This is a genomic window from Kerstersia similis, from assembly GCF_965139615.1.
GTDB lineage: Bacteria > Pseudomonadota > Gammaproteobacteria > Burkholderiales > Burkholderiaceae_B > Kerstersia > Kerstersia similis.
Genome location: NZ_CBCSIQ010000041.1, coordinates 1 through 16902, shown reverse-complemented (window position 1 = coordinate 16902; position 16902 = coordinate 1). Strand labels below are relative to the sequence as shown.

Below are 16902 nucleotides of genomic sequence, written 5' to 3'. Positions count from 1 at the left end.
TCGCTGATTTGCATCAGCAGAGAAACGAGATTATGAAGCAGTTTTTCAGGTTTGTCAACTCAGTTTCGTTTGCCACTTAGCGGCTATCTGCTGAATCACTACTTGAAAAACGCCGCCTGGGCAAACTCACCAGACCTCGTTTCCGGTTACCTACCAGAACCACCCCTTCGGGTTAACCCTGAGTTACTAAGCAACCGAGCTAGAAACTTTAACATGAAGTTTTGAAGCTTGTCAACATCTGCTGAACATCTTCTTCACTCCCGCCGAATCCGCTTCCCGCACCGCCTGCCGTCCCTTGGGGATCAAACCGCAGCGCCTGAAAACAAACTCCATTTCCGGCCCCGTTGAACTTCGCTTCGCTTTCCGAAGAATTTGTTGCGTCGCTCAACAGAAAACGAAATATAGCACGCTTTTCATCGCCGTGTAAAACTTTTTGCAGAAAATTTTTCCCCTCCCCGAAAAAAAGGGGAAATCAGGCGCGTCAAAGGCGCATTCAAGCGAGGCGCCAGCCCGCCAAGGCTGGCTTCCCCTGGCTTCTCGCCAGGTACGACTCCATTATGCTCACGCTGCATCGACGTCACCATCAGAGAAAACCCATGGCTGTTCCGCTGGGGTTTTCCTGCCCCGGAGGAAAATGACGCCGCTCCCTGGATTGCCTGCGCGCCCGTCGGCGCCCCGACGTTACCCGCGCTCCACGGCCCACGGCGAGACGCCATACCGCCATCAGGCATAGAATGGCTGCATTCCGCGTTATCAAGCGCCCAGGAACAAAGGCCCAGCCATGGTTTCCCCCGGCACGCGACATCGCCGCATAGATATAGACAGGGTAAACCGCCGGCCGGCGGCCGATGCAAGATGTGCTTTCTGCTACCGCCAGCCTGTGCCACGCCCTTATCCCTACTATATATATAGCGATGCTCGTTCAGCGCGCCGTCCCTCTCCAGGCTGACCTCGCCCCAGGCCACATCAGAGCTTGCCCATGACCGAAGACATTCTTATCAACGTTACGCCTTTTGAAACCCGCGTCGCCATCGTCGAACAAGGCGCCGTGCAGGAACTGCATGTCGAACGCAGTATTCAACGCGGCCATGTCGGCAATATCTATCTCGGGCGGGTGAACCGCGTCCTGCCAGGCATGCAGAGCGCCTTTGTGGATATCGGCCTGGAACGGGCCGCCTTTCTTCATATTGCCGATCTGCGCGAAAATCGCCAGGAACGCACCCAGGGCCTGCCCATCACACCCATTGAAAAAATTCTCTTTGAAGGCCAGACCCTCATGGTGCAGGTCATCAAGGATCCTCTGGGCACCAAGGGCGCTCGGCTGTCGTCGCAGATCAGCCTCGCGGGCCGCATGCTGGTTCATTTACCACACGACCCACACATCGGCATTTCCCAGAAAATCGAGTCTCAGGAAGAACGCAAACGCCTGAAGCAGCAGTTGACCAACCTGCTACCTGAAGATTCACACGGTGGTTTCATCCTCCGCACCCAGGCCGAAGGTGCCACCGACGAAGAGCTCGGCGCAGATGTCGGCTATTTGCTCAAGCTGTGGCAAGGCATCCAGCAAGCGGCACGCAAACAAGGCGTGCCATCGTTGCTGCACCAGGACCTGACCCTGGCAGAACGGGTATTGCGCGATATCGTCACCCCCAATACCGGCAAGATACTGGTGGACTCTCGCAGCACCAAGGCCGCCATGACGGAATGGGCCCAGATCTATACCCCCGCGCTGACGGAACGCATCCAGCATTACAGTGGCGAGCGCCCTCTGTTCGATACGGCCAACGTGGATGACGAAATCGCCCGCGCGCTCTCGCGCCGGGTGGATCTGAAATCAGGCGGCTACCTGATCATCGACCAGACCGAGGCGCTGACGACAGTAGATGTCAATACCGGCAGTTTCATCGGCGGCCGCAACTTCGACGATACGGTTTTCAAAACCAATCTGGAGGCTGCCCGTGCCATTGCCCGGCAACTGCGGCTGCGCAATCTGGGTGGCATCATCATTATCGACTTCATCGACATGGATGACCCCACCCATCGCGACATGGTCTTGCAGGAACTGCAGAAATCCCTGCTACGCGACCGCACCCGCATGACCATCAACGGCTATACCCAGCTGGGCCTGGTGGAAATGACACGCAAGCGTACACGCGACTCCCTGGCGCATCAGCTGTGCGAACCCTGCCCCGTGTGCGAAGCACGCGGCTCCGTGCGCACGGCCAGAACCATTTGCTATGAAATCCTGCGTGAAATCCTGCGTGAAGCTCGCCAGTTCAATCCCAAGGAATTCCGCATCGTCGCCTCACAAGCCGTGATTGACTTGCTGCTGGAAGAAGAAAGCCAGCACATGGCCATGCTGGGTGATTTCGTGACCAAACCGATTTCCATGGAAGTGGAACCCATCTACCCCCAGGAAAAGTACGACATCATCCTGCTTTGATCGAACCTGCCGGCGCGGCCCGCATGACCGCGCTGCGCCGGCAACAGATACGCCCAGCAACACTCTCTTCCTATAATCGGCAGCACCAAATTTTCTGGAAACATCCAATGAAAACCCTGCTGCTGGCTGCATCGAGCCTAGCCTGCCTGCTGACTGCCACCCCTGTACTGGCCAAGGATACGGCCTGCATGATCGAAGGTTCGTTCAATTTGATGGGGCAAACGATCAAATCCAGGGATTGCATGCAAGCAGACCCCGCGGAAAATGAAGCGAGCTTCAAATCATCCTGCGAGCAACTGGCCAGCACTTCGGCGGCCATGGGCGGCAGCGCAGGGAAGGTGAGCTATATGGAACAGTGCGTCACGCCTGCACAAGGCATTTGCCACGGACTGGCCGGCTCGAAGCGCGATGCCTACTACTACGAGCGCAGCGCAGAAGATCTGGCCGGCCTGCCGGCAAGCTGCGCCCAGCTGGGCGGCCGCTGGTCCAGCGGCCGCTAATCCCAGGGCCTCGCGCCCTGCCCTGACGCGGCAGTCTCAGCTGCCGCGGAACTGCATTTGATACAGCGCGTGATATAGCCCGTTGGGGTTGCGCATCAGTTCGTCATGGCTGCCACGCTCCACGATACGGCCTTCATCCAGCACCAGAATGGTATCGGCGTTCTGCACGGTGGACAGGCGGTGCGCAATCACCAGGGTCGTACGATTGTGCATCAGACGCTCCAGCGAGGCCTGCACCTGACGTTCCGCCTCGTTATCCAGCGCCGATGTAGCTTCATCAAGGATCAGGATGGGCGCATCCTTGATCAGGGCGCGGGCAATCGCCAGGCGCTGGCGCTGACCACCAGACAGACGTACGGCATTGACCCCCACCTGGGTATGGATCCCATTGGGCAGACGTTCGACAAAGTCCAGCAGGCTGGCTGAACGCAGCGCTTCACGCACGGTTTCATCGCTGCTGGATGCCGCCACTGCGCCATACGCCACGTTTTCGGCAATGCTGCCATCAAACAGCACGACATCCTGGCTCACCAGGGAAATCTGGCGTCGCAGGCTGGCCAGCGTCAGGTCGTGAATTTCCTGGCCATCGAGCAGCACCTCGCCGCTGGATGGTTCGATAAAGCGCGGCAGCATGTTCACCAATGTGGTTTTGCCACTGCCTGAACGGCCCACCAGGGCGATGGTTTTACCAGGCTCCGCCACAAAGGAAATGTCTTGCAAGGTGGGGCGATCCGTATCGGAGAAACGATGCGAAACGTTTCGAAACTCCACCCGGCCATGAGCATGCTCCAGCACTTTCTTGCCTTTGTCCTGCTCCACCGGCTCGTCGATCATCTGGAACACGCTTTCCGCTGACGCCAGCATTTTCTGCATGCCACCCGATACGCGGGTCAAGCGCCGCACCGGGTCAAAAATCTGCGCCAAGGCCGTGATGAACGCGGCAAAACTGCCAACCGTCAAGGTTCCCTGATTCGCTTGATGCAGTGCGACGGCAATCGCCCCCGCCACGGCAATCGCCACGCACATCTGCGTCACCGGTGTCATGGCGCTGTCGGCCGTGGCAGAACGCATGGCGAAACGACGCAGACGCCCATTGACATAACCGAAGCCCTCGCGCGCCCGGTCGTAGCCATCAAACAACTTGACCACACGCTGACCGGCAATGGTTTCACTGACCACGTGCGTCAGCTCGGCATTCATGTTCACGGTGTCGCGATTGATATGACGCAGCCGCCGGATGAACACCCGGGATACCTGCACCGCGACCGGCATCATGACCAACACAATCAGCGACAGCTGCCAGGACATGTAGAACAGCACGGCAATCATCGACAGCACGATCAGCGATTCACGGATCAGCACCGTCATAACGCTGGTGGCGTAGCCTGTCACGTTCCCTGCGTCTATCGTAAAGCGATTGAGCAACCTGCCATTTTCGCCCGCACGGAACGCCTCGTCCGGCAAGCCAAGCAAGCGCTCGAACATATCGCGCCGCAAGCCCAGCAGGACATTGTTCGCCACCCAGGCCAACAAATAGTCGCTGAAGAAGCTGAGCACGCCGCGCACCGCGATCATCGCGATGACCAACGAGGGGAAAATCCAGATATAGTCAGGGTTGCCGCCACTGAAACCGTCGTCGAGCAGCGGTTTCATGATGAGCGCCAGCGCCGGCTGAGTCAGTGCCGCACCTGTCATCAGGGCGATTGCCAGCGCCAGCCCTTTCCAGTATTGGCCGACTCTTGCGTATATCCGCCGCCAGAGCATGCGCTCTTCAGACACGGTTTTACCGGCGCGCGCGGGTTTTTCTTTCGATTTCAATGCAGACTCGCTTCCAAGGCTGAATACAATGTTGGAAGATTGTACCGTCACCACCTGTTTTTCCTGATGCGCACTTTTCCCAAACCGACCAGAATCTATCTCCGCCTGCCGAATTGGGTGGGAGATACCTGCATGGCGCTGCCTTCGCTGGAGCTCTTGAACCAGACCGGCATTCCTGTCGTGGCATGCGGACGCGCCTGGGGCGCCAACCTGCTGGCGCACATGCCGCTTGAGGATTATCTGCCTTTCGGGCGGAAGATCCTGCATAACCGCCAGATCGTGCAGGCGCACATGAAAGCCCACCCGCAACCCGGCGGCCGCAGCGTGGGGTTGTTGCTGCCGGATTCCCTCTCCAGCGCCCTGAGCTTCCGGCTGGCAGGCCTGCCTTGCGCCGGCTATCGCGATGATGGCCGCAGTTTCCTCTTGCGCTGGCCGATACAAAAGCCGCCACAAGCCTTGCATGCGGTCGAGTCGTGGTACGAAGTGACGCGCCAGGCCCTGCAATTGTGGAATTTGCCGCATGGCTCCGTCACGCCGCCGCCCAAATCGCCGCTGCGCCTGGGCCAGGAAGACCATCAGCAGGCGCGGGAATGCCTGGCCAACGCGGGCCTGCAGGAAAAACCCTTCATCATGATTGCACCCACGGCAACCGGGCTGCATCGCGGCAAGGTCAAAGTCTGGCCTCACTATGAGGCCCTGACCCAGGCCCTGCAAGCGAATGGCTGGCTCGTCGCCATGGCGCCGCCCGCCGATGAAACCGAGATCGCCAAGCAGAATGCCCCCAGCGCCATCCTGCTGCCGCCGATGCCGCTGCGCGCCTTCGCCGCGCTGACCACACGCGCTGCGCTGGTCGTCTGCAATGATTCCGGTGTATCGCATATTGCGGCAGCGGCTTCCGCTCGCCAATTGACGCTATTCGGCGTTTCAGACCCTGAAGACAGCCGCCCCTGGTCGCCTTTCGCCAACTACATGGGCGACGAGCACCATTGGCCCAGCCTGGAACAGGTGCTCAACCGTATTTCCAGCCTGCTGGCCGCGCCGACCTGACTGCACCATGATGAGCTCCCCTGTCGAACTCCTGTCCTCCCTGGTCGTTCCGCTGCACCTGAGCCTGTTCCTGCTGGCCTGCGCCGTGATCGTCGGTTTCCTGCGCTGGCGACGACTGCGCAACCTGCTGGTCGGGCTGGCGCTGTTCTGGTCGCTGGCCTGGTCCCTGCCCATTACCTCCATCTGGGCCGGCGGCATGCTGGAGAACACCTACCCTTACCAGACGGCTGCCGAACTGCCCGCAGCGGATGTCATTGTGGTGCTGGGCGGCCAGACCGCCAATGGCCGTCCCAACTGGTTCCTGCCGGAAGTCTCGTCACACAAACCCACCCGCACGGCGCGGGCAGCAGAGATATACCGGGCCGGCCGCGCGCCGTATGTCCTGCCTTCCGGCGGCGCTGCCGAAGGTACCGTCAGCGAAGCCGAGGGCATGGCACAGATGCTGCGCCAGCAAGGCGTACCGCGCGAAGCCCTGCTCTTGGAAACCGCCAGCCGCAATACCTACGAAAATGCCCACCTGACCACGCGCGTACTGCAGCAACACCAGCTGAAAACCGTGCTGCTCGTTACTTCGGCACTGCATATGCCGCGCTCGGTTGCTACCTTTGACAAACAGGGCGTCACCGTCATTCCCGCGCCAGCGGCGCCACAAATCACCCGGCCCGCAGGCAGCGGTGCCCTGTGGCTCTGGATGCCGAATCTGCGCGCTTTCGAAGCCAGCCGCTCCATCATCAAGGAATATATCGGCCTGGCGGTTTATCAGCTGCGTGGCTGGGCCGCCACCTGAAAAATCCCCTAAGCAACTCTCGACAATCATGTTAGAATCGCGAGTTGCTTTTACCTACCAGCCTGGGAACGTGGCTGGTTTCCCGCAACCGGCCTTGCCGGTTTCTGTCTTCATGCCCTTTCCGTTATGGCCGCGCTGTACGTGCCATGCCGGGCTCAGCTGGCGGCAATGCGTGAGAAACCTGCTGGCGGCCCGACATACACACAGGATATTTCCATGAAAGAAGGCATTCACCCCGACTACCGCGAAGTGGTTTTCCAGGATCTGATCACTGGTACCAAGTTCGTGACCCGTTCGACCGTGCAAACGCGTGAAACCGTCGAACTGGACGGCAAGACCTACCCCCTGTTCAAGTGCGACGTGACCTCCGAATCGCACCCCTTCTACACCGGCGCGCAAACCCGCGTTGTCGAAACCGGCCGCGTCGAGAAGTTCCGCGCCCGTTTCGCCCGCACCGCCGGCGCCAAGAAGGCTGCCAACGCGTCGTAATCCGGCACGTTCCTTCCGCGCCCCAGGCGCAGATGAAAAAGGCAGCCGTGACGGCTGCCTTTTTTTCAGCTATACACTTCGTATTCATTGCCGTGCTTCCCACCTGGGAGGCGTTTTCTTTTCCGATCCTGCCTTCCCGTGCACGCCCAACATACCGCGACACCTTCACGACTGACTGCTACCGCCACGCGGAAACTCCCGCGCCTGGCGTTGCTGTGCCTCGCCGCCGTCTATATCCTGGCTGGCCTGTTTTTCCGCGACCCATGGAAAAGCGATGACATCATCGGCGTCGCCACCATGTTGACGGCGCTGCGTGAAGGCCCGCTGGGCTGGCTATTGCCGCAAATCGGCAATTACGCCTACGCCCAGGGCGGCCCGCTGCCCACCTGGGCGGGCGCCGCCACCATCTGGCTGGCCGGGCCGCTGATGGGCGACTTCGCCGCCGCCAGGCTGCCCAACCTGATCTGGTTTGCCATCATGGCCAGCGCAACCTGGTATGGCACCTACCTGCTGGGCCGCCGTCCAGAAGCCCAGCCGTTGGCCTTGCCTTTCGGCGGCGAGCCGCCAGCACGCGACTACGGCCGCATGCTGGCCGATACCGCGCTGCTGCTGGTCCTGGCAACGGTCGGCATTCTGCTGCGCGTGCACGAAAGCACTTCCATGGCGCCCATGCTGGCCTGCCTGGCGCTGGCCTATTACGGCATGGCCCGCATGCTGGATAAACCGCTCAGCGGCGCCATCACACTAGGCCTGGCGCTGGCCGGCGCCTTGCTCACGCGCGGCATGCCCGGCGCTCTGCCCATCCTGCTGGCCATTCTTATCCTGTTGCTGCCTGCCCCGCGCCATATCAGTTTGCCGCGCGCATGGCTGCTGGCCGCCCTGGTGCTGGGCGCACTGCTGTTCATGGCCTGGTATGTGCCGGCCAATGCGGCCCGGCCCTATTGGATACAGCAATGGCTGGGCTGGAATCTGGGACAGTTCGGCATTCCCCAGCCTACGATCATCCTGCGCACCTTGCGTGATCTCTCCTGGTTCCTGTGGCCCACCTGGCCGCTGGCGCTACTGGCGTTATGGCGCTGGCGGCAATGGACGGCCGCGCCGCATATCCGCCTGCCGGCATCGCTGGCCGGCGGCGCCATTGTCTGTCTGCTGCTCATGGGCGAGCCCTTCGAGCCTGAATTCGCCATGCTGGTCCTGCCGTTTGCCGTGCTGGCCGCTTTTGCACTGCCCACCCTGCGCCGTGGCGTGGTCAATACGCTGGACTGGTTTGCCATCATGTGCTTCTCGCTCACGGTGGCTTCGGTCTGGCTGGGCTGGGTTGCCTTGCATTTCGGCTGGCCAACCAAAATCGCCGGCAATATCGCCCGCCAGACCACGGGTTTCGAACCTCACATCAACGTCCTGGCCACCTTGCTCGCGTTGCTGGCGACCGGCTTGTGGGCCGCCCTGGTCAACTGGCGCCTGCGCACCCACCCGACGGCCTTGTGGCGCGGCACCATTCTGTCTGCCTGCGGCCTCACGGCAACCTGGGTCTTGCTGGCCCTGCTCTGGCTGCCGGCGATTGACTATGCGCGCAGCTACCGCACCACGTCCGACGAGCTGGCACAAGCGATCAGCACCAACCTCCGTCCGGGGGAATGCGTACGCAGCACCGGGCTGGGCCTGGCCCAGCGTGCCGCATTCCAGGTGTTTTCCAAGTTGAATTTCGAATTCTCCAACCACTGCAACCTCATCTTGCTGCAGACCACCAATCGCCGGCTGGAAAGCGCCGGTTTGCCCGCCATCGCACGTGAAGGGCAAATCCTCTGGCGCGGTGGGCGTACCGCCGACCGGCATGAGGTGTTCTTCCTGATCCGACGTCCCGCACAATGAATTCCCTGGCGCCCTCGGGCCTGCGGCAAAACCTGGTCCATATTGCTCGCAATGCCTGGCCTGTCCTGATTAGCCAATGGGCCGGCGTCGCCTTTGGCGTACTCGACACGGCCATGACCGGCCATGCTTCGCCGACGGATCTGGCTGCCATGGGTTTGTCCGTGTCGATCTATGTCACGGTGTTCGTCGGGCTGATGGGCGTCCTGCATGCCTTGATTCCCATCCTTTCCCAGCAGTTCGGCGCCAAGCAATACCATGAGCTGGGCCGCACCTGGGGCCAGGGTGTTTGGCTGGCGCTGGGGCTATCCGTCATCGGCGCCATCCTGATGCTGTTTCCCGATATGTGGCTGAGCCTGTCAGGCGATGTCGCACCCGAAGTCCGGGCCAGCATTGCCGCCTATTTGCGCGCCCTGGCGCTGGCGTTGCCGTTTGCGCTGGTGTTCCGCACCATTTATGCGCTGGGCAATGCCGTGTCGCGCCCGAAAATCGTCATGAGCATCAACCTGGCGGGCATCGGCTTCAAGGCGTTTTTCAACTGGCTGCTGATTTACGGCAACCTGGGCTTGCCCGCCCTGGGCGCGCAAGGCGCCGGCTTATCCACGGCCTTGGTCTATATGATCTCCCTGGCAGCCGGCATCCTGGTGCTGCGCCACGATACCTTCTTCCGCCAATTCGCCCTGAGAATCGGCCGGGTGCGCTGGAGCGACCAGAAAACCTTGCTGCGTCTCGGGCTGCCAATGGGCGGTTCCTACCTGATCGAAGTCTCGGCCTTCACGTTCATGGCCCTGCTGGTGGCGCGCGAAGGGACTTACGTGATTGGTGCGCAACAGATCATTTCCAACCTGGCCGCCCTCTGTTTCATGATGCCCATGGCCATCGGTGTATCCACCGCCGCCCTGTCTGCCAGGGCGCTGGGCGCGCGCGACCCCATGCTGTCACGCCGCATCAGCCAGGCGGGCATCGTCCTGGCCCTGGGTGGCGCCGTGATCACGGTCTGTATTCTGGTACTGGGCCGGCCCTTGATCGTGCGCGCCTATACAGACGAACCCCATGTCGCTGCCGTCGTCCTGACCTTGATGCCGCTGCTGGCCTTGTTCCATATCGTCGATTCCATGCAGTGCATCAACTCCTATTTGCTGCGCGCCCATAAGGTCGCCTTCGTCCCCATGCTGCTGCAAGGGCTGGCGCTGGGCCTGGTCGGCCTGGCCGGCGGCTGGTATCTGGGCCTGGGCCCTGGGCGCGGTATGCTGGACGGCGTACGCGAAGCCTTGATTCCCGGCTCGCCGCAAGGCGCGGGCACCATGTGGTTGATGGCGTCCGTCGGGCTGGCGCTTTCCGCCGCGCTGCTGCACAGCTGGTATCGCCGGGTGTCGCGCCTGTCCTTGCGGGACGATCGCTGAGGCCCGTTATCCGCACGGTCATCAAACCGCGGCGGCCAGCGGCAAAATGAAAATGCCGGCCCAGGCAATTCCTGGACCGGCATTTTTTCATTCCTGCACGCACCCCGCCTCATCCCCCCGGGACATGGCGACCTCAGACCTTGAGGAAATGTTCGCGGTAGTATTTCAACTCATCAATGGACTCATAAATATCTGCCAGGGCCTCATGGCGGGATTTCTTTTCAAATCCCTTATAGACCTCAGGCTTCCATCGACGGGCCAGTTCCTTGAGCGTACTGACATCCAGGTTCCGGTAGTGGAAGAACTGCTCCAGCTTCGGCATGTAGCGGAACATGAAGCGGCGATCCTGGCTGATGGTATTGCCACACAGCGGGGATTTTCCAGCCGGCACATGCTGCGCCAGAAACGCCAGCAGAATATCCTCCGCCTGGGCTTCCGTGGTCGTGGAGGCGCGCACCCGTTCCGTCAGGCCGCTACGCCCGTGCGTTGCGGTATTCCATTTGTCCATCGCGTTCAGCAAGGCGTCATCCTGGTGGATGGCAAGTACCGGGCCTTCTGCCACAATGGTGAGATCCGGTTCCGTCACAACGACAGCAACTTCGATAATGCGTTCTTTTTCCGGGTCCAGGCCGGTCATTTCCATGTCCAGCCAAACCAGGCGATTTTCGTTCCGAGCCATATAATCTGCCTTTAAAACGCGACATTTTCTCATACCCCCAGCATCCATGCTCCTGCCCGACGCCTTTCCCGCTCCCCTGACCTGGCTGTTCCTGGCCGCCCTGGTGCTGAACCTGTTGGTCAAACGGCTGCTGGGGGCTCGCCACGCCCGCCATGTCCAGGCGCATCGCGACCGTGTTCCCGATGCCTTTGCGGGCCATATCGGCCTGTTCAGCCACCAGCGCGCCGCCGACTACACCGTGGCACGACTGCGCCTCAACTGGCTCAATACCTGCGCTGATGCCCTCCTCCTGCTGGCGCTGACGCTGGGCGGCGGGCTCGCGGCGCTGGATGCCTGGCTGGCCGGCTGGCATTGGTCCCCGCTGCCGCATCAGCTGGCGCTGCTCGGACTGGCCTTGCTGATCATGGCGCCGATTGACCTCTGCTTCAGCTGGTGGCGCCATTTCCGGCTGGAAGCGCGCTTCGGCTTCAACCGCATGACCCAGCGCCTGTTCGTCACCGACAGCATCAAGGGTGCCCTCCTGAGCGTGATCATTGGCGCGCCGCTGGCGGCAGCCTTTCTGGCAGTCATGGCCTCGGGCCCGCACTGGTGGTTTTATGCCTGGCTGCTTTGGTCGGCGTTCAGCCTGATCATCATGCTGGTGTTTCCCGCCTGGATCGCACCGCTCTTCAATCGCTTCTCGCCCATGGATGACCCTGTCCTGGGACAACGGATTCATGCCCTGGCCCAGCGTTGCGGCTTCGCTCTGAATGGCCTGTTCGTCATGGATGGCTCACGCCGTTCCGCCCATGGCAATGCCTATTTCACAGGCATCGGCAAAACCCGCCGCATCGTCTTTTTCGATACGCTGCTGAACAAGCTGAATCACGATGAAATCGAAGCGGTGCTGGCCCATGAGCTTGGCCACTTCAAACACGGCCATATTCGCCAGCGGCTGATCCAGTCCCTGTTGCTCTCGCTGCTGATGCTCGGCCTGCTGGCCTGGCTCGCCGCCCAACCTGGCTTCTATGCCGCCTTCAATGCCATGCCTGCGGAACCCGCCAGCCATCCGGCCATGGCCCTGCTGCTGTTTTTCCTGGTCAGCCCGGTATTCACCTTTTTCCTGACGCCAGTGCGCAGCTGGCTGTCGCGCCGCCATGAATATCAGGCCGACGCTTATGCCGCCGCGCAAAGCCAGCCAGCCTTTCTGATCGCCGCCCTGCTCAAACTCTATAACGACAACGCTGCTACCTTGACTCCAGACCCTGTGCACTCCGCGTTCTATGATAGCCACCCGCCCGCTGCGCTGCGGATTGCCCACCTCAATCGCCTGGAGCAATCCACATGAGCGTCACGCTGGAAGGCCGTGTCATTGCCGCCCACGGCAGGCACTATGAGGTCGAACTGACCGACGGCAGCCGGCGCCAGTGCTACCCGCGCGGCAAGAAGGCAGCCGCAGCGGCAGTCGGTGACTATGTCAGCATCGCGCCCGAAGGACAGGATGGCGGCAGCATTGCCGCCGTGCAGGAACGGCGCAATTTGCTGTACCGTTCCGACGCCATGCGCACCAAACAGTTCGCGGCCAACGTTGACCGCCTGCTGATCGTCGTTGCCGTACAGCCGACTTTTTCCGATGATTTGCTGGGTCGTGCGCTAGCCGGCGCCTGGTCGGCCGGCATCGAACCCTTGATCCTGCTGAACAAAACGGATCTGCAAGAAGGACTGGCGCAAGCCGATCTGCGCCTGGCGCCCTATGAACAACTGGGTGTACCCATACTGCGCCTGAGCGCCCGCGATACCGATGCCGCCCGCGCCCGGCTGGCGCCGGAACTGGCCGGACGCACCAGTCTATTGCTAGGGCAAAGCGGCATGGGAAAATCCACCCTGCTCAACGCGCTGTCCCCCGAAGCCGGTGCCGCCACACGGGAGCACTCGACCGCGCTGGATACCGGCAAGCACACGACCACCAGCACACGCCTGTATCACCTGCCCGCCCCCGGCGGCGACCTGATTGACTCCCCTGGATTCCAGGCTTTCGGCCTGCAACACCTGTCTGCCGGCGACATCGAACGTGGGTTTCCCGAATTCGCTGCACATATCCCGTCTTGCCGCTTCTACAACTGCACGCACCGGCGCGAACCCGGCTGCGGTGTGCTGGAAGCTTTGGAAAATGGCGCCATCAACCCTGGCCGCTACGCGCTGTACCTGCGCCTGCTCGATGAACTGGAAGCCGGACAGCGCTACTGAACACCCTTGCCGGCCGATACTTACTTTACGAGCGGTGGCCTGAGGTGAATGTCTTGATCTTGTGCAAGCGGAGCAAATAGATAGCGCTCCGGCACTTCCCATATGATGAGTGCCGGCGGCAATTCGCCAAAAGCCGCGCCAGCGAAATAGGCGCTGGCCGCCCCCGAGAAGCCGCCGCCATCCAGCGCCTGATTCACCACCGGCGTTCCCAGTTCGAGCGCCAGATATTCCGCGAAGTTAGCGTTGCGCGAATAGGAAGTTCCCAGCAAGACCACCGCCGGCAAACCCGAATCGCCGAATAGATCGTCCTGCTCAGCGGCAGGCAAGAGTGTTTCGCCAGCTGCCTGCGGCACTGCTTGAAAACGCGTACCAGGCAACTCGTCAATGGCTGGCAGCCAGTCCTGAGGCAGCCAGTCCAGGCCAGCCAGGCGTACCAAGTCCCCGGCCCGGCTGACCGGTGTTCCCGGCAATATCTGCAGCGGCTGCGACGGACCCGGTACCGCTGTCCCGTTTGCTCGAACCGCTTCGGCAATCGCCTGCGCTGCCCGATGCGCGCCCGCTTCGCTCCAGTGCGTATCACTACGTTGAAAAGCCTCAGCCCCCAAGGCTTGCAACGGCACACCCAGATCCAGCGCAGCAACGCCAGCACGCTGCATGGCAGCCCGCCAGGCCAGCGTCCTGTCCGTATTTCCATGCAGCGGGGCCAGCCCACACAGATACGCTGCTGCCATTCGGCGTTTATCCGGCACAACCGCCACGACCAGCCTGACACCGCGCTGCGCCAGTTTTTGCTCCAGTGCCGCTAAGGTCTGCACCCGCTGCGCCAATGCTGCAAGGCCGCCGTCAGGCTCGCCCAACTCTTCAGCCAGAAACAGCCATCCGGGACATCCTTGCCGCACTTGTGGCCCGAGATCCCCTACCAGCCACCACCCGAGCACACGCTGCGCCCGGGCAGCCATTTGGGGCAAGGGTGTCTGTGCCAGCTCCGCCGCGATGGCTCGCCCTGCTGCGCCGTTAAGCCATTGGGTAGAGTTCAGTGTCGGCAATGCGTCAGGCAATTGCCCATCCAGCCAGGCACGGGTATTCAAGCCCAGCCCCAATAACATGAAGATAAGTAGCCCCAGGGCAGCGATCGTGCCTCCACGGGTGGCAGCCGCCTTTGTTCCCGGCATATCAGGCATGACCCCGGAAGCAGACGCTTCAGAATTTTTGCCAGGCTGTCTAGAGCTATCGTATTCACTCATGATGATGACCGCCGCCTGTCCTCAGAACTGAAAATAGAGAAAAGGCGTCGCGCCGCGACTGGCCATCAAGCCAAACGCAAACAAGAACGCCAACAAAGGCCAGGCTCCACGCAGCGTCCTGCCCCAGGCACCGTTCATGAATCGCTGTGTCAGCCTGTCCTGCCAAAGCGGCAACACAATGCAGGATACGCCGGCAAACATAGCCAGCGCATGCACCGGCCGCAAAGCCAGCCACATTGCCGCACCCGGCGCAAGACCGTGACCACCGAACTGGCCCAGATACATATTCAGCGCCGCATCGAAATCCGAGGCGCGAAACAACGTCCATGCCAGACACACGAACAGCAGTGTCAGGCATCGTGCCAGCCAGCCGGGTAACGCTGGCGCACGCCACTCGCCCCAAAGGCGCGCCACACAAAGCGCCAGGCCGTGCGCTACGCCCCAGAACAGAAAATTCCAACTGTCCGCGCCATGCCATAGGCCAGCAATTGCCATGGAGAGCAGTAGATTCCGATAGGTTTTCCAGCGCGCTCCGCGGCTACCGCCCATTGGAATATATAGATAATCGCGAATCCAGCTGGATAACGACAGATGCCAGCGCCGCCAGAAATCCTGAATACTGCGAGCCAGATAGGGATGATTGAAATTCTCGGGGAAATGGAATCCCAGCATCACCCCCAACCCGATTGCCATCGCGCTATAGCCGGCAAAATCAAAAAACAGCTGTAACGCGTACGCAATGCAACCCAGCCAGGCATCGGCCAAGGACGGAGCGGGCAAGCTGAATGCCAGATCAACGATAGGCGCCAAGGTATCGGCAATCAGCACTTTCATGCTCATGCCCACCATGAAGCGTCGGGCACCCAACCTGAAATTGGCCCAATTCAGGTCACGCCGCAGCAACTCCCGGCTCACCCAGTCGTAACGAATAATCGGGCCGGCGATCAGCTGACCAAACATGGCGATATAGGCACCGAAATGAACGAAGCTGCGTTGCGCAACAATGGTGCCACGCTGTACGTCCACCAAATAGGAAACGGCCTGCAACACGAAAAAGGACAGCCCGACCGGCAGCACAACACGTTGCCAGTCCAGCGGCATGGCCCCGAAGCCCACCAGAATACTGCTGGCCGTCTGCGCCAGGATATTGGCGTACTTGAACCAGGCCAGCAAACCGACCAATGCCACCAGCAACAGAACCAGACCATAACGGCGGACCCGTTCGCTGCCGCGTACTCGGGCCTGATTCAAACCNAGCCCGCCNCCCCAGGCCAGCAAGGTAACGCCAACCAGCAAGAGCAAAAATACCGGGCTCCACCACGCATAAAAAATCCAGCTGCCGATGAGCAGCACCACATTGCGCCATCTTGCCCTGGCTACCCGATACAGGATCAGGAACAGCGGCAGAAACAGCGTCAGGAACTCCAGCGAGGTAAAGACCATTCGGACACGGTCCTAGAAAGCAAGGGCATCTGCGATGGCAAACAGTATGGGCCCCTGGCTGCCAGGCGCAGCCAGCAACGTATAGCGCCCGCCGGCCTGCAATCTGCCCATATCGACAGGCTGCCCCGTCACCACGCCACCGCACACCAGTTGCACGCTCAAAGGCACGGGATTGACCTGCCGTCGAACGGGTGTATCCACGGTGGGCGATGTTTCAAACAGCGCAACGCCACGCCCAAGCACCTGTACAGAGGGCTGCTCACATTGCGGGGCCAGTTGGTGAAACACCAATGTTGCCTTCATGGCGTTGAAATCGTCCGGGCTGTCCTGCAGCGTACGTTGCTGCAGCCCTTGTTCACTGTTCCCCAGGACCACGACCGTCACGAACTCTCCCGGCTTGACCGTCGTTTCGGTCGCCAGTTGCGCCTTGCCAGCGCTCACTCTGCCCTTCAGGACACGGTTGGCATGCACTGCAACAAAATCCGAGGCTGGCTGTTCCGGCGGCAAGCTCAAAGATGCCTGCCCACCGTCAGACCGGACCTCCAGCACCGCGCCCGTCGCATTGATGAAACGTAAAAAAGCTGCATCCTCGGCCGGACCGGTTTCATAGAGTTCGACCGCATGTGCCGGTGTGGCGGCCAAGCCTGCCATCGCCATGCACAGCGCCAGCATCCCGCTGCCGCAACGACGCCTCATTGGCTCCCAGTCAACAAAGGTGATCATTTTTTCGTCAGCTCCTGTACCAGGGGCAGGTTCAGGATCGCTTGATCAATGGCCGTCGCCCACTGCCGATAGGCAGGCGCGGTAAGGTGCTGCCCGTCCGTGGTCGGCCACTGGCCTTGCACGGAGAGTGCCAGCGAGTCGATATAGACGCAAGGCGCCACGTTGCTCGCCAGGAAACTGGAAACCTGGGTCACGCGGGCGAAGGTCTTGTTGTAACGCCCTCCCTCCGTC

14 protein-coding genes and 1 pseudogene are annotated in these 16902 nt (G+C 61.2%); 9 read left to right on the top strand and 6 right to left on the bottom strand.

Going from position 1 to position 16902, the window contains the following annotated elements:
- Window positions 1-979: 979 nt before the first annotated feature.
- Together rng and ACNA1V_RS16980 are read left to right on the top strand one after the other, a co-directional pair.
- Window positions 980-2443: a ribonuclease G gene (rng, locus tag ACNA1V_RS16985; protein WP_415834769.1), complete on the top strand. Its 1464-nt coding sequence runs from the start codon at window positions 980-982 to the stop codon at window positions 2441-2443.
- Window positions 2444-2550: 107 nt separating this feature from the next.
- Complete coding sequence (locus tag ACNA1V_RS16980; protein WP_415834768.1) at window positions 2551-2943, top strand: hypothetical protein; 393 nt, start codon at window positions 2551-2553, stop codon at window positions 2941-2943.
- 36 nt (window positions 2944-2979) lie between these two features.
- Here the strand turns inward: ACNA1V_RS16980 and msbA are convergent, their stop codons facing one another.
- The gene (msbA, locus tag ACNA1V_RS16975; protein WP_415834770.1) at window positions 2980-4707 is read right to left on the bottom strand and encodes a lipid A export permease/ATP-binding protein MsbA; all 1728 of its coding nucleotides are present in this window, start codon (window positions 4705-4707) and stop codon (window positions 2980-2982) included.
- Between the two features lie 186 nt (window positions 4708-4893).
- Here msbA and ACNA1V_RS16970 point away from each other — a divergent pair, with 186 nt between their 5' ends.
- From ACNA1V_RS16970 to ACNA1V_RS16950, 5 genes are all read left to right on the top strand, one after another.
- On the top strand, window positions 4894-5808 hold the full coding sequence (locus tag ACNA1V_RS16970) for a glycosyltransferase family 9 protein (RefSeq protein ID WP_415834767.1): 915 nt from the start codon (window positions 4894-4896) through the stop codon (window positions 5806-5808).
- A 7-nt stretch (window positions 5809-5815) separates the two neighbouring features.
- Complete coding sequence (locus tag ACNA1V_RS16965; RefSeq protein WP_415834766.1) at window positions 5816-6595, top strand: YdcF family protein; 780 nt, start codon at window positions 5816-5818, stop codon at window positions 6593-6595.
- A gap of 216 nt (window positions 6596-6811) precedes the next feature.
- Window positions 6812-7084, top strand: coding sequence for a type B 50S ribosomal protein L31 (locus tag ACNA1V_RS16960; RefSeq protein WP_068373801.1), 273 nt, complete (start codon window positions 6812-6814; stop codon window positions 7082-7084).
- 138 nt (window positions 7085-7222) lie between these two features.
- Window positions 7223-8956 (top strand): ArnT family glycosyltransferase, encoded by a 1734-nt coding sequence (locus tag ACNA1V_RS16955; RefSeq protein WP_415834765.1) that lies wholly within the window; start codon window positions 7223-7225, stop codon window positions 8954-8956.
- Window positions 8953-10356: an MATE family efflux transporter gene (locus tag ACNA1V_RS16950; RefSeq protein ID WP_415834764.1), complete on the top strand. Its 1404-nt coding sequence runs from the start codon at window positions 8953-8955 to the stop codon at window positions 10354-10356. Before ACNA1V_RS16955 ends, ACNA1V_RS16950 begins: the two co-directional genes overlap by 4 nt.
- Window positions 10357-10489: 133 nt before the next feature.
- On the opposite strand, the gene orn is transcribed toward ACNA1V_RS16950, so the two are convergent.
- A complete protein-coding gene (orn, locus tag ACNA1V_RS16945; RefSeq protein WP_415834763.1) occupies window positions 10490-11035 on the bottom strand; it encodes an oligoribonuclease in 546 nt (181 codons plus the stop codon).
- A gap of 46 nt (window positions 11036-11081) precedes the next feature.
- Between orn and ACNA1V_RS16940 the strand changes: the two genes are divergently transcribed.
- Together ACNA1V_RS16940 and rsgA are read left to right on the top strand one after the other, a co-directional pair.
- Complete coding sequence (locus tag ACNA1V_RS16940) at window positions 11082-12362, top strand: M48 family metallopeptidase (protein ID WP_415834762.1); 1281 nt, start codon at window positions 11082-11084, stop codon at window positions 12360-12362.
- Window positions 12359-13261 (top strand): ribosome small subunit-dependent GTPase A, encoded by a 903-nt coding sequence (rsgA, locus tag ACNA1V_RS16935; protein ID WP_415834761.1) that lies wholly within the window; start codon window positions 12359-12361, stop codon window positions 13259-13261. The genes ACNA1V_RS16940 and rsgA overlap by 4 nt, the downstream gene beginning before the upstream one ends.
- A gap of 20 nt (window positions 13262-13281) precedes the next feature.
- On the opposite strand, the gene ACNA1V_RS16930 is transcribed toward rsgA, so the two are convergent.
- The 4 genes and pseudogenes from ACNA1V_RS16930 to ACNA1V_RS16915 form a co-directional block, all read right to left on the bottom strand.
- Window positions 13282-14433 (bottom strand): alginate O-acetyltransferase AlgX-related protein, encoded by a 1152-nt coding sequence (locus ACNA1V_RS16930; RefSeq protein ID WP_415834760.1) that lies wholly within the window; start codon window positions 14431-14433, stop codon window positions 13282-13284.
- Between the two features lie 93 nt (window positions 14434-14526).
- Window positions 14527-15759 (bottom strand): MBOAT family O-acyltransferase (locus ACNA1V_RS16925; protein WP_415834759.1); only part of this gene is annotated, 1233 nt, incomplete at its 5' end.
- Window positions 15760-15960: 201 nt separating this feature from the next.
- Window positions 15961-16671: a cell division protein FtsQ gene (locus tag ACNA1V_RS16920; RefSeq protein ID WP_415834758.1), complete on the bottom strand. Its 711-nt coding sequence runs from the start codon at window positions 16669-16671 to the stop codon at window positions 15961-15963.
- Window positions 16668-16902, bottom strand: a pseudogene (locus ACNA1V_RS16915) (SGNH/GDSL hydrolase family protein); the annotation flags it as partial. The gene ACNA1V_RS16920 and the pseudogene ACNA1V_RS16915, both read right to left, overlap by 4 nt.

Coding starts and splice junctions, on each gene's coding strand:
- rng (WP_415834769.1), top strand. CDS start 980: ATGACCGAAGACATTCTTATCAACGTTACGCCTTTTGAAACCCGCGTC.
- ACNA1V_RS16980 (WP_415834768.1), top strand. CDS start 2,551: ATGAAAACCCTGCTGCTGGCTGCATCGAGCCTAGCCTGCCTGCTGACT.
- msbA (WP_415834770.1), bottom strand. CDS start 4,707: ATGCTCTGGCGGCGGATATACGCAAGAGTCGGCCAATACTGGAAAGGG.
- ACNA1V_RS16970 (WP_415834767.1), top strand. CDS start 4,894: ATGGCGCTGCCTTCGCTGGAGCTCTTGAACCAGACCGGCATTCCTGTC.
- ACNA1V_RS16965 (WP_415834766.1), top strand. CDS start 5,816: ATGATGAGCTCCCCTGTCGAACTCCTGTCCTCCCTGGTCGTTCCGCTG.
- ACNA1V_RS16960 (WP_068373801.1), top strand. CDS start 6,812: ATGAAAGAAGGCATTCACCCCGACTACCGCGAAGTGGTTTTCCAGGAT.
- ACNA1V_RS16950 (WP_415834764.1), top strand. CDS start 8,953: ATGAATTCCCTGGCGCCCTCGGGCCTGCGGCAAAACCTGGTCCATATT.
- orn (WP_415834763.1), bottom strand. CDS start 11,035: ATGGCTCGGAACGAAAATCGCCTGGTTTGGCTGGACATGGAAATGACC.
- ACNA1V_RS16940 (WP_415834762.1), top strand. CDS start 11,082: ATGCTCCTGCCCGACGCCTTTCCCGCTCCCCTGACCTGGCTGTTCCTG.
- rsgA (WP_415834761.1), top strand. CDS start 12,359: ATGAGCGTCACGCTGGAAGGCCGTGTCATTGCCGCCCACGGCAGGCAC.
- ACNA1V_RS16930 (WP_415834760.1), bottom strand. CDS start 14,433: ATGCCGGGAACAAAGGCGGCTGCCACCCGTGGAGGCACGATCGCTGCC.
- ACNA1V_RS16920 (WP_415834758.1), bottom strand. CDS start 16,671: ATGATCACCTTTGTTGACTGGGAGCCAATGAGGCGTCGTTGCGGCAGC.